Source organism: Nocardioides sp. CPCC 206347 (genome assembly GCF_048654605.1).
GTDB lineage: Bacteria > Actinomycetota > Actinomycetes > Propionibacteriales > Nocardioidaceae > Nocardioides.
Genome location: NZ_JBMCYZ010000003.1, coordinates 17,156 through 30,944, shown reverse-complemented (window position 1 = coordinate 30,944; position 13,789 = coordinate 17,156). Strand labels below are relative to the sequence as shown.

Below are 13,789 nucleotides of genomic sequence, written 5' to 3'. Positions count from 1 at the left end.
TTGCTTCTCCTCCTGCTGGGACCACTGACTATGGTTAACTATACGTTAACCGTCAAGTAATTAGAAGGAGTCCCGGATGTCGACACTGCCTCGTTCAATCTACGACCAGGAGCACGACGACTTCCGGGGAACCGTGCGCGCCTTCATCAAGAACGAGGTGTCTCCCCATGCCGCGCAGTGGGAGGAGGAGGGCATCATCGACCGCTCGATGTGGCTGGCCGCGGGCAAGGCGGGTCTTCTCGGCCTGAACGCACCCGATGAGCTGGGGGGCGGCGGGATCGACGACATCCGGTTCCCGATGATCGTCCAGGAGGAGCTGGCGGCATGCGGTCACGCCTCGGTCGCCGTGTCCTTCGCCATGCAGAACGAGGTGGTGCTGCCCTACCTCCTCGAGCTCGGCACTCCCGAGCAGAAGGCCCGCTGGGTTCCCGGCGTCTGTTCGGGCGAGGTCGTGCTCGCGGTCGCCATCACCGAGCCGGGTACCGGCAGTGACATGGCGGCCATCAAGACGTCGTACAAACGCGTCGACGACCACCTCATGCTGAATGGTTCGAAGACCTTCATCTCCAACGGCATCCACGCCGACGTCGTCATCGTCGCTGCCCGCGACGCCGACAGCGACGACCCTCGGGCCTTCACGCTGCTGGCCGTCGAGCGCGGCATGGGCGGGTTCGAGCGGGGACGCAACCTCGACAAGGTCGGCCTGCACGCCCAGGACACGGCCGAGCTCAACTTCACCGACGTCGCCGTTCCCGAGAGCAACGTGTTGGGCGAGCACCACATGGGCTTCAACTACCTGAGGCGTTTCCTGGTCAAGGAGCGCGTCGCGACAGCGGCCGGCGCGGTCAACCACGCCGAGCAGTATCTCGCCTGGACCGTCGAGTACACGCGCAACCGGACCGTCTTCGGATCGCCCGTCGCCGCGCTGCAGAACACGAGATTCGTGCTGAGTGAGCTCGCCACCGAGATCCAGATCGCCCGGGTCTTCGTCGACCGCTGCGTGGAGCTGTTGCTGGAGGGCACCCTCGACGAGAGCACGGCCGCAATGGCCAAGTGGTGGTGCACCGAGCTACGCGTGAAGGTCGCGGATCGCTGTGTCCAGCTGCACGGCGGCTACGGATACATGCTCGAGTACCCGATCGCACGCGGCTTCATCGACTCGCGGGTGGAGACGATCTATGCCGGAACGACCGAGGTGATGAAGGAAGTCGTCGCACGGTCAGTGATCGGGCGGCTCTAGGCCCATGCCCGTCACCTGGTCGGCGCGCAACTCCGTCCTGCACGTCACGCTCGACCGACCCGACCGCCGCAACGCGATCAACACCGAGATGGCCCAGCAGATCGAGCAAGCGCTCGACGTGCTCGAGAACGACCCCTGGCTCCGTGTGGCGATCATCAGCGGCGCGGGCGGCCACTTCTGCGCCGGGACCGACCTGCGTCTCGAGCGCAGCCCTGCCACAGCTCGCGGCGGCGAGTACGGCATCGTCCGGCGGCCGCGGAACAAGCCGCTCATCGCGGCCATCGAGGGAGTCGCCTTTGGCGGCGGCCTGGAGATCGCGCTGGCCTGTGACCTCATCGTGACCGCCGATTCCGCTCGGCTCGCACTGCCCGAAGCACAGCGCGGCGTCGTCCCGACCTGCGGCGGGATCTTCCGCGTGCTCGAGACTCTTCCCGAGGGCGTGGCCATGGGACTGCTCCTGGCCGGCGACGAGATCGACGGTGAATCGGCGGCCCGACTGGGGCTCGCGACCCGCCGCGCCGAGCACGGAGACGCCGTCGCTGTCGCCCAGCGGCTCGCGCTGGACGTCTGCCGCTCTTCCCCCATGTCACTGGCCGCTCTGCTCCGAGCCCTGCGACGCATTCGCGCCGTGTCGACGGCGGAGGGCTGGGCTGCCACCGAGGGGGCGATCGACGACATCAGCGCCGGCCCCGACATGGACGAAGGCATCACCGCCTTCTTCGACCGCCGCCTCCCGCGCTGGCACCCTGAGTCCCGGCCGAGCTAGAGCTTCTCGATCTTCTCCAGGAACTCGGGGTCGACGACCGAGAGACGCTCCCAGGCCAGGGTGAACTCGGCGATCGAGCGGAGCTGCGACTCGTACTGCAGGTTGAAAGCCCGCTTCGTCGACTGGACGGACAACGCAGGCAGCTGCGCCAGTCGATCGGCGTAGGCCCGTGCCGTCGTCGCGAGGTCGGCACGCGGCACCACCTTGTTGACCATGCCGAGACGATGGGCCTCGGCAGCCGGAAGGCGATCTCCGAGCAGGACGTACTCCTTCGCGATCTGCATGCCAACCGACAGGGGCCAGGCCACGCCTCCGTCCCCCGCGGACATGCCGAGCATGACGTGGGTGTCACGGTAGAACGCGTCCTCGCTCATCACGACAACGTCCGCCAGCACTCCCAGGCTGGCGCCGAGCCCGACTGCCCCACCCTGGATCGCCACCACGACGGGAAGACGGCACGCGAGCATCCGGTCGAAGATGCGGTGACCATCGCGAAAGGCCGCCTCGCGTTCGGCCCTGTCCTTCTGCTGGGACTTGAACCACTCGTAGTCGCCACCTGCGGTAAACGTGTCGCCTTCCGCCTGGAACAGGACGGCTCGGGCGTCCACATCGTTCTCCAACCTCAGCCAGAACTCCGCCAGCGCCGCATGCATCGACGCGTTGATGGCGTTGCGCTTGTCCGGCCGGTTGAGCGTGGCGATCCTCAGCGGACCGTCGGCCACGACGGAGAGCTCGTCGGGAAAGTCGTCGTAATGGTTGGTCACAAGAGCACCTTTCTCTTCCGCTAGTAGGGGAAGGTCCCTCCGTCGACCATCAGGACCTGTCCCGTGATGAAGCTCCCCGCGTCCGAGACGAGGAGGAGCGCCGGCGGCACCATCTCCTCCGGGCGGGCCAGACGCTTCAGGAGACTGGACGACTCCATGGCCTTGATCGCTTCGGCGTCGTTGTTCTGCACCATGTCGGTGTCCGTCGCGCCAGGGGCGAGCGCGTTGACCCTGATGCCGTGCTCGGCGTACGACGCGGCCATCGCCCTGGTGGCTGCGACGAGACCGTTCTTGCCCATCGCGTACAGGGCTGCCTGCGGTGAGTACATGAAGGCCCAGGGGGAGATGATGTTGAGCACCGCGGAACCAGTGCCTGCCTTGAGGTGGGGAAGCGCCTTCTCCACCAGGAAGACCGGCCCCCGCAGGTTGACCGCGATCGACTTGTCGAACGCCTCTGGCGTCAAGGAACCCAACGGCTGCGTCAGGGAGTTGGCAGCGTTGTTGATGACGATGTCGATGCCGCCGTGGCGCTCGACCGTTCGGTCGACGAGGGACGAGATGCTCTCGAGGTCACCCATGTGGCAGTCGAGACCGATGACGTCACCGAAGTCCGAGAGCTCGGCGGCTGCGGCCTCGCTCGAGTCCCGCTTGCGCCCGGTGATGACGACCCGTGCGCCGCGAACGGCGAGCCCTGCTGCGATCTCACGACCGATGCCACGCGTTCCGCCGGTGACGATTGCGGTCCTGCCGCTCAGGTCGAACATGTCGCTGACTTCCCTCCTGCTGATGCTCGTCATCGGCCCGTCCAGACCGGGGAGCGCTTCTCGGCGAAGGCCTTGGGGCCCTCCTTGGCGTCTTCGGAGTGGAAGATGGTGTCGATCAGCGGTTGCTGCAGCTTCCAGAACTCGGCTTCGTCGACGTCCAGGCTGCAATAGATCAGCTCGCGGCTCGCGCGGAGCGCTGAAGGCGCGTTGCGACCGATCGTCCGGGCGAGCTCCAGTGCCTCGCCGAGGGCGTTGCCAACTGGGACCACCCGGTTGACGAGGCCGTGGCTGTGTGCGAGCTCGGCATTGATCGGCTTCGCTGTCAGCGCCATCTCCAGAGCGACCGAGACCGGCACCCGTCGCGGGAGTCGGCACAACGCGCCTCCGGCAGCAAAGAGACCGACCGCGACCTCCGGTACGCCGAAGCGTGCGTGGGTCGCCGCCACCACCAGGTCGCAGGTGAGTGCGACCTCGAGGCCACCGGCGAGCGCGAAGCCCTCGACCGCAGCGATGGTCGGCTTCTCGCCCACACGCGTCAGGAACGGCATCATGTCCTTCGGCGCTCCGTGCTCGGCAAAGGCCTTCAGGTCCATGCCAGCACTGAAGAAGCCACCGGCTCCGGTGATCACCCCGACCCGCAGGGCAGGGTCCTCATCCAGTCGCTCGACGGCTCGCAGGAGCCCGGTCGCCACAGGTCCGTCGATGGCGTTGCGGGCCTCGGGCCGGTTGATCGTGATGAGCAGGACCGTCTCGTCCAGCACCTCGGTCACGACGCTGCTGTCAGGTGTCATTTCCACGGCAGCCGAACCCCACCGTCGACCCGCACGACCTCGCCGTTCATGTAGTCGTTGACGACGAGCTCGCGCACCATCGAGGCCAGTTCGTCCGCACGACCGAGACGCTTGGGGAACAGCACGTCCTGCCCGAGCTTGGCCTTGAAGTGCTCCGCCTCCGGGCCCGTTCCGTAGATGGGCGTGTCGATCAGACCGGGCACCACGGTGTTCACTCGCACGCCGAGGGCTGCGAGGTCACGGGCGAGCGGAAGGGTCATCCCCACGACGCCTCCCTTGGATGCCGCGTAGGACACCTGGCCCACCTGTCCCTCGAAGGCCGCGATGGAGGCGAAGTTCACGATGGCTCCGCGCGCACCCTCGTCGGAGGGCTGCTGCGAACCCATCGCTGCTGCACCCAGTCGGCAGACGTTGAAGGTGCCGATCAGGTTGACGCGGAGGTGCCACTCAAACTCCTCCAGCGGCAGGGGCGTCAGGTCGCGCGCCACCGTGCGCGTCGAGCGGCTCACGCCGGCCGAGTTCACGATGACGCGGAGCGGTCCGACCTCCTGAGCTGCCGCGATCGCGGCTGACACGTCGGCCTCGCTCGACACGTCGGCACGGACGAACGTGAAGCCGTGCTCCTCGGCGACCGACTCGCCGAGCTCGGCGTTGAGGTCGACGATGACGGGCCGAGCACCGGCGGCACCCAGGGTCTTCGCCACGGCAAGACCGAGGCCGGAGGCCCCGCCCGTCACGATGGCAGCCGCAGACTCGATGTTCATCGGCCGGCTCCGTTCGGCAGCAGCGGGGTGTTCGGCGTGGACCGCATCACTTTGTTCCTTCGTTCGATCGACCAGACGGTGTGGCCGGGGCGGGATATATATCTGACGTTTTGCGTACAGTAATCGACTGTAGCACCGGCAGCTGGTGCACCGAGTCAGTCCGTCTGCCAGACGGCCGGGCGCCGTTCGACGAAGGCCCGGGCGCCTTCCATGGCGTCGGGCGCGGCGCCGATCTCGTTCATGAAGGGCCGCTGCAGATCCCAGTAGTCGGAGAAGGAGACGTCCCGCCCGAGCTCGAGGAGGCGCTTCGACGATCGCACCGCCAGCGGAGACATCTCCGCCATGCGCTTGGCCACCGCGAGCGTCCGTCCGTACAGGTCGGCCTCGTCGTCGACCAGGACGCTGACGAGGCCTGAGCGGTACGCCTCCTGGGCATCGATGGGCTGACCGGTGAGCACCATCAGGTTCGCCAGACCCTCGCCGACCTTGCGCGGCAGGCGGTAGATGCCGCCTGCCCCGGCGATCAGTCCGCGTCCGACTTCAGGCAGGCCGAAGGATGCCGTCGGCGACGCGATGACCACGTCGCACGCAAGTGCGATCTCGAGACCACCCGCGTAGGCCTGGCCGGCAATGCCGGCCACGAGGGGCTTCGCACTGCCTCGCCGGACGAACTTGAAGAGGCCCCGAGGGGGGCCCGACGTCATGAAGTCCTTGAGATCCATGCCCGCACAGAAGGTGGGCCCGTTGGCCACCAGGACGCCGGCACGGAGGCCGCGGTCCTCGTCCAGCCGCTCCAGAGCCGCCACCAGCAGATTACCCAGCTCGGCATTGACGGCGTTGCGTCGCTCCGGGCGATTGAGCGTCATGACCAGGCAGTGGTCGATGACCTCGAGCTCCAACACAGACGACATGACGACCCTTCGATAGGCGAGAAACAATAGGATACGCTGATCGTCAGCAAATGCGCCAGCATGTCGTGCAACCGAGGTCCAGGAGGACAGATGCCCACTGCACCGCATCGAGCAGGACCGCTCACCGGGCTGAGGATCGTCGAGCTGGGCGGGATCGGGCCTGGCCCGCACGGCGCCATGATGTTGGCCGATCTCGGTGCCGATGTCGTCCGTGTCGAGCGTCCCGGCTACGACTTCAACCAGCCTCGACCTGACACCGTGCTGAGAGGCCGTCGCATCGTCGTCCTCGACCTCAAGTCCGAGGAGGGCCTGGCGGCTCTCACGACGCTGGCGGGTGCGGCGGACGTGCTCATCGAAGGCTTCCGGCCCGGCGTCGCCGAACGGCTCGGCTTCGGACCGACCGTCTGCACCGACCTCAACCAGCGTCTGGTCTACGCGCGGATGACCGGTTGGGGACAGTCCGGACCGTTGGCCCAACGCGCGGGCCACGACCTCAACTACATCTCCCTCACGGGTGCGCTCAACGCCATCGGGCCTTCCGGCTCCAAGCCGGTCGTCCCGATCAACCTGGTGGGGGACTACGGCGGCGGCTCGATGGTCCTGGTGCAGGGGGTGCTGAGCGCCCTGGTCGAGCGATCCGTCTCGGGTCTGGGGCAGGTGGTCGATGTCGCCATGGTCGACGGCACCGCCGTGCTCGTGCAGCAGATCCTGTCACTGCACGAGCGCGGTCTGTGGTCCGCGACGCGGGGCTCCAACACCCTCGACGGAGGAGCACCCTTCTACGACACCTACGAGTGCTCCGACGGCAAGCACCTCGCGGTGGGCGCGCTCGAACCGCAGTTCTACCGCGAGCTCCTCGCCGGTCTGGAACTCGAGGTCCACACCCTGCCTGATCGTGACGACCCTGCTCAATGGCCCGCACTACGTGCAGTCTTCACCGAGCTCTTCCGGCAGCGTCCGAGGGATGAGTGGGCAAGTCTCTTCGAGGACACCGATGCCTGTGTCACCCCCGTCCTCGACTTCGACGAGGCCGCCCGCCACCACCACCTGGTCGCTCGCAGTACCCGTATCGACGTCGAGGGAGTGAGCCAGGCCGCGCCCGCGCCGCGCTTCGACCGCACCCCGTCGTCGGTTCCGTCGCCTCCGCCGACCGCGGCCACGACCACCGCAGAGGTTCTGACCGACTGGCAGGACGCGAGCGGGACGCAGGATCGTTGAGGGGAACGGCGAGCCCGGGAGGACTCAGTCCTCCGGGTCCGTCGTCCACTGCAGCAGCGTGTACGCACCATCCGCGGAGTCCTCGAAGACGCCCCTGACCGGGGTCCCGCACGACACCTCACGCTCGGCAGGTCCGAGCAGGTTCCCGATCAGCCGGACGCCACCAGCGCCCGGAAGCTCAACCAGCACCAGGAGGTAGGGAAGCCGGGTGGCCAGCTGCGGCCGGACGGCGTGCCACGCCCGCGTCCAGCTGTAGATCCGACCGACCGGCTCGGTCTCGGTCCACTCCAGCCCGAAGGTGTGGCAGTTGTGGCAGATGACGTCGGGGGGCCAGCTCCACGTGCCACAACTGGAGCAGCAGGGCAGGACCAGACGGTGCGCGCGAAGTGCCTGGTGGTGCGCGAGGTCCGATCCATCGGGCAGCGGAACCGGGGTCACCACCGGGTCGGCGAAATACCTCTCAACGCTCACAGGACGTCCTTCCTTCCGTAGATCACCGATGTACTGACCGATGTCATCGGTCCGCCTGCACACAGGCAGGTCTTCGCGTCCGGCACCTGGTTGACGGCTGTTCCCCGCAGCTGCCGGACAGCCTCCACGTGCATCTGCATCGACTGCACGTAGGCCTCGGCGAAGTTTCCGCCGGATGTGTTGAGCGGCAGGGCTCCGCCGGGCGCGGTGAGATTCTCGAAGGTCAGCACCTCGGCCGCCGTCTCAGGTGTGCAGAAGCCGTGCTCGATGATCGCCATGACGACGCCGGCTGTGAAGTTGTCGTAGACCTGCAGGACGTCGATGTCCGCAGGCGTGAGGCCGGCCTGGTCGAACAGCCGAGGTGCGAGGGTCTTGAACCCACCCGTCACGTAGTCGGGGACGTTCTCCTGCGCGGCCGAGCGGAACGGACCGCCCCCGGCCGCAGCGAGGATGTAGACGGGATCGTGTCGCATGGCCTCGGCCTGAGCGCTGTGGGTGATGAGCACGGCCGCGGCGCCATCGCTCTCTGCACAGCAGTCGTAGAGGTGGAACGGCTCCGAGATCCATCTGGAGTCCTGGTACTGCTCGGACGAGAGGGTGCGTCCGTGCATCACGGCACGAGCATTGGTGCTGGCGTGGTGGTACGCCGTCCGCGCGACCGCCTCGAACGTGCTCGGGTCCACCCCGACGACCTCGAGCAGGCGCTGGGCACGGAGGGCGTACTTCTGCGGCGGCGTCAGGAAGCCGTGAGCAGCGCTGATGCCGCCGAGCCCGTATCCGGAGGCCTCGCTCGAGGGGGAGCCGCCGCCCCCGTACGCGCCGGAGCCGAAGCGGGCAGCTGGCGGCTGGGTGATCGCGCGGTAGGCGATCACGTTGTCTGCCATGCCTGTAGCGACCGCGGCAGCGGCCAGGCCGATGTGACCGCTGGACCCGCCGCCGCTGATCGTGGCCTGCATCGCCGAGACCTTCAGGTCCTTGATACCGAGGGCGGCCGCGATCTTCGGAGGCTCGTTCTTGTCATTGCCGAAGGAGACCAGGCCGTCGATGTCGCGGACGTCGATCTGCGCGTCGTCAGCCGCGGCGATCACCGCCTTGAGGCATAGCGCGAACTCCGAGTCGGGCGACGTGCCTCGCTTGTAGAAGGTGCTCTCGCCGATCCCGACGATGGCAGCGCGCCCGCGCAGGCTCCGGTTCCCATTCATCGGACACCCGCCTCCGCGATCGTCAGGTATTCCTGTCGAAGTTGCTGCTTGAGCATCTTTCCCGAGAGGTCACGCGGCAGCTCCTCCCGGAAGTCGACGGTGCGCGGACACTTCACGTCGGCGAGTCGGGTCCGGCAGAAAGCCATCAGCTCGCCGGCGAGTGCCTCAGCCGCGGCATCGGTCAGCGGCATCTCGACCGGACGCACCACAGCCTTGACCTGCTCACCGAAGTCCGGGTGCGGAACCCCGAACACCGCGACATCGAGGACCGCCGGATGCGTCGACAGGGCATTCTCCGCCTCCTGCGGATAGATGTTGACGCCTCCCGAGATGATCATGAAGGCCTTGCGGTCGGTGAGGTAGAGGAAGCCTTCCTCGTCGACGTGGCCGACGTCGCCCAGGGTGCTCCAACCCTTCGGGTGCCGGCTCCCTGCCGTCTTCGCAGCATCTCCCCGGTACTCGAACTCCGGGCCCTTGCCGAAGTACACGGTGCCGGTCTCGCCCGTGGCCACCAAGTCTCCGTCGTCGTCACAGATGTAGACCTCGCAGCCGATCGGTCGGCCGACCGTGCCCGGGTGCGCGAGCCACTCGGTCGAGTCGCACAACACGAGGCCGTTGCTCTCCGTGCCCGCGTAGTACTCGTAGACCACCGGTCCGAGCCAGTCGATCACCTGTTCCTTCAGGTCGCGCGGACACGGGGCTGCGGAGTGGATGAAGTAGCGGAGGCTCGAGACGTCGTGTCCCAGGCGAACCTGGTCCGCCAGACGCATCATCCGCAGCATCATGGTCGGCACGACCTGGGTGTGGGTGACGTGATGGCGCTCGACCAGCTCGAGATACGCCGCTGCATCGAACTTGTCCATGATGACCGCCGTGCCCCCCAAGGCAGTCGTTGCCATGACGAACCGGATGCCTGCACCGTGGTAGAGCGGCGCCGGCGAGAGGTAGACCGTGCTCTCGTCGAAACCGAAGAACTTCTTGGCGGCGTACGAGGTGCCGACCGCCGCCGTCTCCAGCGGCGCCTGCTTCGTGGGGAGGACGATCGCCTTCTGGCGCCCCGTGGTGCCAGACGAATACAGCATGTCGCTGCCAGCCACCCGGGGCGGGGGAAGGGGGTCCGCGGCCCGGGCGTCGACGACGGACTCGTAGGACTCGAAGCCGTCGATCTCGCCACCGACCGCCAGCAGAACGCTGCCATCGGGGAGGTCGTGGCCGACCGCTGCCCCGACCGCGGCGAAGGCGGCGCTGCAGATCATCGCCCGAGCGCCGCTGTCTGCAGCGATGTAGGCGACCTCGTCCGCAGTCAGGCGCGTCGAGCAGGTCGTGTAGACCAGACCGGCATAGTGCGCTCCCCAGATGGCCTCGACGAACCTCTGGTGGTTCTCCATCAGGACCACCACGTGGTCGCCCGGAGCCAGCCCGCGCTCGGCGAGCGCGGTCGAGAGGCGGTTCGCCTGTGCGTCCAGCTCCCGGTAGGTCTGGGTCCAGCCCGTGCTCCCGTGAATGACGGCGACACGGTCAGGTGCCTCGATCGCGTACCGACCGGGATACCTCTCGGGGCGGGAACGGGAATCCAGCGTCATGTTGCCCTCGTTCACAGTGCTCATGCCTTCGTGGTCGCGCGGCGCTGGTCGCGGGTCACGCCCAGACCCATTGCCACCAGGTCTCTGGTCGTTGCCGTGAGGCCGGTTCGGCGCAGTTGGTCCTTCATCACTCGTCCGGCAGCATTGCGCGGCAGTTCTGGCAAGAGCTCCACGAACTGCGGCACAGCGAAGTACGGGAGCTCGACCGCCATGTGAGCGGCCAGGGCCTCGAAGTCGAACGCATCAGGATCCGTCACGACCAGGCAGGCCTTGATCGCCTGATCCAGCTCACCCTCGATCTCGACGCCGTGAACGGCCACCTCCACCACTCCGGGGGCGCGGACCAGGCTTCGTTCGAGCTCGAACGCGGACACGTTCTCGCCTCGGCGGCGCATCGAGTCCTTCTTGCGGTCGACGTACTGGATCTCCCCGTCCACCAGGCGGCCCATGTCGCCGGTGTGGAACCAGAGGCCCTGGAACGCCTCCACGGTTGCCGCGTCGTCGTTCCAGTAACGCTCGAACAACGCGTGCGGCACGCGTGGTCGCACGACGATCTCTCCCACCTCGCCCGAGCCGACGCTGTGGCCACTGCTGTCGTGCAGGTCGACGACAAGATCAGGTGCGGGCTTCCCGGCCGTCCCTCCGACGCCCTGCTCCTCGAAGCGGTTGTAGGCGATCGGGTAGCACTCCGTCTGACCGTACTGACGGGTCAGGGCACGGATGCCGAAACGCGCCAGGAACTGCTCCTGCTCCGCCACCGAGAGCTGCACCGTCGACATGGCCCGCAGCGTGTGCTTCTTGTCCATCGGCGAGGCTGGCTGCTTGAGCAGCGCCTGCGCGATCCAACCGACACCCACGGCAACCGTGCCGCCGACCTCCGTCGCCCGTGCGAGGTATCGCGAAGCGGAGAAGGCTGTCTCGAGCACGACCGGGATCCCCAGCGCCAGCGCGCCAAGGAGCGGCGTCTGCCCGCCCACGTGGAAGAGCGGAGCAGCGGTGAAGATGACGTCGTCGTCCTCGAGGCCCGAGAGGGCCTCGGTGTACCGCGACCAGTGCTTGGTCATCCCGTGACTGATGATGCAGCCCTTCGGAAGGCCCGTCGTGCCCGAGGTGTAGAGGATCGTGTAGACGTCGGCGTCGTCGGGGACCACGGGTTGGACGGGAGCTGAGTCGAGAAGCTCGCCGTAGGAAGCAATCTCGAACTCTTCCGTCGTGGACGGTGGGTCGGCGTCGTCGAGCTGGACGACGAGCCGCAGGGCGGGGAGGTCTGCCACCAGGCCGCGCACCATCGCGATGCCTGCTTCATCGGCGAGGAGAGCCTTGCACCCGCTGCTCAGGAGCTGGTGCACGAGCGGCTCGCCCTTGAGATAGATGTTGAGCGGCACGGGGATGGCACCCAGACCCGCGACGCCCAGAAGGCTGGTGACGGACGCGACAGACGTCGGGCTCATCACCGCGACCCGGTCGCCGGGCGAGATGCCGCGAGCAGCAAGTCCCCCCGCGAACCGCCACGCATCGTCACGCACCTCGCCGTAGCTGCGATTCACGGCACCCACCGTGAGGAACCGGCGGTCCGGGCGGTCGTCCGCCCAGTGATCCAGAAGCTGGGGGATCGCCTTGTCTTGCCTCACGGGGACTCCTTGTCTGTGCCGCGACACCTGACGGCGTCGTGGGCGGTCCGCCATCCTACCTAATACTGACGGTCAACGTCAGCATAGATCGAATCAGGGCGAGGCGCTATGTGCCCTGCCCTACGGAGACCATATCCCGCAGAGGGGATGAAATCTGAACGGAAAGCGTCTAGGATATCTGGGTGTCCCCACGAAGGTTGGTCAGATCATGAACTCGCAGCTCGACCCCCGTACGCCCGTGATAACGGGCGTGGGCCAGGTGACCGCGTCGTATCCGGCCGCCGAACCGGCCATGCTGCTCGCCGAGGCGCTCCAGGTCGCAGCTGGTTCTCACGTCCTGGGCCAGCTGGACTCACTGGACGTCGTGGCGATCGGCACCCGGCCCTACACCAACCCCGGGTCCATTGCGGCTGCCGCACTCGGCCTGACGATCCCGCGCCTGACCTACACGACGCACGGCGGACAGTCGCCGCAGATTCTCGTGAACCGCGCAGCATGGGACATCTGGTGCGGACGCAGGTCGGTCGTCGCCATCGGGGGCGCCGAGAGCTGGCGCACTCGCCGGCTCTTGCGTCGGGAGGGACGCGGCACCGGATGGACCGTCCAGGACTCTTCCGACCAGCCCGACGAGGTGGTGGGCAGCGAGCTGTCGATGGCCAGCGACATCGAGGCAGCTCTGGGCTTCGGAGATCCACTGGACGCCTACCCGATGCTTGAGTCCGCGCTGCGTTTCGAGTCCGGGCGCTCGCTGGATGACCACGCACGCCTGGTGGCCGACCTCTGGGCAGGCTTCAGCGAGGTCGCGGCGTCCAACCCTCATGCGGTCATCCGAGAGCCCGTCGGGGCGTCGAGCTTGCTGTCACCCGACGGCGGCAATCGACTCATCAGTCATCCCTACCGCAAGCTCATGGTGTCGAACAACGACGTCGACCAGGCTGCCGCACTGGTGATGACCTCCTACGGCAAGGCGCTCGCTCTCGGCTTCTCACGCGACGACCTGGTGTTCGTCCACGGCTTCGGCGAAGCCGTGGACTGTGACTCCTTCACTGCTCGCGAAGCCTTCACGACCTCGAACGCGATCACAGCAGCCGCCGCGGATGCGATGGCGATGGCCGCCGCGACGATGGACGACATCGACCTGATCGACATCTACTCCTGCTTCCCGTCCGCGGTACAGGTGGCCGCCCGCTCCTTGGGGCTGCCGCTGTCCCGGGCGCTGACGGTCACGGGCGGCCTCACGTTCGCGGGCGGGCCTTGGAACAACTACGTCACACACTCGATCGCCACCATGGTCGAACGGCTGCGCGAGCAGCCGGACAGCCTCGGTCTCGTGACCGCCAACGGGGGCCTCCTCACCAAGCATGCGATGGGCATCTACGGCGCGCGGCCACCCGTGCGCGCCATCACGGCTCCCGCACTCCGTCGCCTCGACACACCCCGGCCTGTGGTCGCAGAGACCCACGGCCCCGTCTCGGTGGTGGTTGCCACCGTCCGCTACCAGCGTGACGACGTGCCGTCCCATGGCTTCGTCGTAGCCGAGACGGCGACCGGCGAACGAGTACTGCTCCGAACCGAGCAGCAGGCCCTGCTTGCCGAGCTCGCCACCTCCGAGCCCGTCGGTCGCAAGGGCACTGCCGCCGGGACCGAGCTGGTCGATCTCCCCTGAACCTGCCCACGGATCCGA

13 protein-coding genes are annotated in these 13,789 nt (G+C 67.4%); 4 read left to right on the top strand and 9 right to left on the bottom strand.

Going from position 1 to position 13,789, the window contains the following annotated elements:
• The first annotated feature begins 76 nt into the window (after positions 1 to 76).
• Positions 77 to 1,240, top strand: coding sequence for an acyl-CoA dehydrogenase family protein (locus ACOACQ_RS11770; protein WP_420288347.1), 1,164 nt, complete (start codon positions 77 to 79; stop codon positions 1,238 to 1,240).
• A gap of 4 nt (positions 1,241 to 1,244) precedes the next feature.
• Entirely contained in the window at positions 1,245 to 2,006 is a 762-nt protein-coding gene (locus tag ACOACQ_RS11765) for an enoyl-CoA hydratase-related protein (RefSeq protein WP_378604089.1), read from the top strand.
• On the opposite strand, the gene ACOACQ_RS11760 is transcribed toward ACOACQ_RS11765, so the two are convergent.
• From ACOACQ_RS11760 to ACOACQ_RS11740, 5 genes are all read right to left on the bottom strand, one after another.
• On the bottom strand, positions 2,003 to 2,770 hold the full coding sequence (locus ACOACQ_RS11760; protein WP_378604086.1) for an enoyl-CoA hydratase/isomerase family protein: 768 nt from the start codon (positions 2,768 to 2,770) through the stop codon (positions 2,003 to 2,005). The genes ACOACQ_RS11765 and ACOACQ_RS11760 overlap by 4 nt on opposite strands.
• A 20-nt stretch (positions 2,771 to 2,790) precedes the next feature.
• Positions 2,791 to 3,567, bottom strand: coding sequence for an SDR family NAD(P)-dependent oxidoreductase (locus ACOACQ_RS11755; RefSeq protein WP_378604083.1), 777 nt, complete (start codon positions 3,565 to 3,567; stop codon positions 2,791 to 2,793).
• Positions 3,564 to 4,304, bottom strand: coding sequence for a crotonase/enoyl-CoA hydratase family protein (locus ACOACQ_RS11750; protein WP_420288346.1), 741 nt, complete (start codon positions 4,302 to 4,304; stop codon positions 3,564 to 3,566). The genes ACOACQ_RS11755 and ACOACQ_RS11750 overlap by 4 nt, the downstream gene beginning before the upstream one ends.
• A 17-nt stretch (positions 4,305 to 4,321) precedes the next feature.
• Positions 4,322 to 5,089, bottom strand: a complete 768-nt coding sequence (locus ACOACQ_RS11745) for an SDR family NAD(P)-dependent oxidoreductase (protein WP_378604080.1) — start codon at positions 5,087 to 5,089, stop codon at positions 4,322 to 4,324.
• A gap of 155 nt (positions 5,090 to 5,244) precedes the next feature.
• On the bottom strand, positions 5,245 to 6,000 hold the full coding sequence (locus ACOACQ_RS11740) for an enoyl-CoA hydratase-related protein (protein ID WP_420288345.1): 756 nt from the start codon (positions 5,998 to 6,000) through the stop codon (positions 5,245 to 5,247).
• Positions 6,001 to 6,090: 90 nt separating this feature from the next.
• On the opposite strand from ACOACQ_RS11740, the gene ACOACQ_RS11735 reads away from it, so the two are divergent.
• Positions 6,091 to 7,218, top strand: coding sequence for a CaiB/BaiF CoA transferase family protein (locus ACOACQ_RS11735; RefSeq protein WP_420288344.1), 1,128 nt, complete (start codon positions 6,091 to 6,093; stop codon positions 7,216 to 7,218).
• Between the two features lie 24 nt (positions 7,219 to 7,242).
• Here the strand turns inward: ACOACQ_RS11735 and ACOACQ_RS11730 are convergent, their stop codons facing one another.
• Genes ACOACQ_RS11730 through ACOACQ_RS11715 form a run of 4 tightly spaced genes read right to left on the bottom strand, consistent with a single transcriptional unit; the run spans position 7,243 to position 12,105 of the window.
• A complete protein-coding gene (locus ACOACQ_RS11730) occupies positions 7,243 to 7,689 on the bottom strand; it encodes a Zn-ribbon domain-containing OB-fold protein (protein ID WP_378604071.1) in 447 nt (148 codons plus the stop codon).
• Positions 7,686 to 8,891 (bottom strand): thiolase C-terminal domain-containing protein, encoded by a 1,206-nt coding sequence (locus ACOACQ_RS11725; RefSeq protein ID WP_420288343.1) that lies wholly within the window; start codon positions 8,889 to 8,891, stop codon positions 7,686 to 7,688. Before ACOACQ_RS11725 ends, ACOACQ_RS11730 begins: the two co-directional genes overlap by 4 nt.
• A complete protein-coding gene (locus tag ACOACQ_RS11720; RefSeq protein WP_378604065.1) occupies positions 8,888 to 10,498 on the bottom strand; it encodes an AMP-binding protein in 1,611 nt (536 codons plus the stop codon). Before ACOACQ_RS11720 ends, ACOACQ_RS11725 begins: the two co-directional genes overlap by 4 nt.
• Positions 10,495 to 12,105 carry an AMP-binding protein gene (locus ACOACQ_RS11715; RefSeq protein ID WP_420288342.1) on the bottom strand — a complete coding sequence of 537 codons (1,611 nt, stop codon included), beginning with the start codon at positions 12,103 to 12,105 and terminating at the stop codon, positions 10,495 to 10,497. The genes ACOACQ_RS11720 and ACOACQ_RS11715 overlap by 4 nt, the downstream gene beginning before the upstream one ends.
• Positions 12,106 to 12,313: 208 nt before the next feature.
• Between ACOACQ_RS11715 and ACOACQ_RS11710 the strand changes: the two genes are divergently transcribed.
• Positions 12,314 to 13,771 (top strand): hypothetical protein, encoded by a 1,458-nt coding sequence (locus tag ACOACQ_RS11710; RefSeq protein ID WP_420288341.1) that lies wholly within the window; start codon positions 12,314 to 12,316, stop codon positions 13,769 to 13,771.
• Positions 13,772 to 13,789: the final 18 nt, after the last annotated feature.

What these genes read in the sequence shown, in the direction of transcription:
- ACOACQ_RS11755 (WP_378604083.1), bottom strand. Translation starts at nt 3,567, where the DNA reads ATGACGAGCATCAGCAGGAGGGAAGTCAGCGACATGTTCGACCTGAGC.
- ACOACQ_RS11710 (WP_420288341.1), top strand. Translation starts at nt 12,314, where the DNA reads ATGAACTCGCAGCTCGACCCCCGTACGCCCGTGATAACGGGCGTGGGC.
- ACOACQ_RS11745 (WP_378604080.1), bottom strand. Translation starts at nt 5,089, where the DNA reads ATGAACATCGAGTCTGCGGCTGCCATCGTGACGGGCGGGGCCTCCGGC.
- ACOACQ_RS11740 (WP_420288345.1), bottom strand. Translation starts at nt 6,000, where the DNA reads ATGTCGTCTGTGTTGGAGCTCGAGGTCATCGACCACTGCCTGGTCATG.
- ACOACQ_RS11770 (WP_420288347.1), top strand. Translation starts at nt 77, where the DNA reads ATGTCGACACTGCCTCGTTCAATCTACGACCAGGAGCACGACGACTTC.
- ACOACQ_RS11725 (WP_420288343.1), bottom strand. Translation starts at nt 8,891, where the DNA reads ATGAATGGGAACCGGAGCCTGCGCGGGCGCGCTGCCATCGTCGGGATC.
- ACOACQ_RS11765 (WP_378604089.1), top strand. Translation starts at nt 1,245, where the DNA reads ATGCCCGTCACCTGGTCGGCGCGCAACTCCGTCCTGCACGTCACGCTC.
- ACOACQ_RS11735 (WP_420288344.1), top strand. Translation starts at nt 6,091, where the DNA reads ATGCCCACTGCACCGCATCGAGCAGGACCGCTCACCGGGCTGAGGATC.
- ACOACQ_RS11720 (WP_378604065.1), bottom strand. Translation starts at nt 10,498, where the DNA reads ATGAGCACTGTGAACGAGGGCAACATGACGCTGGATTCCCGTTCCCGC.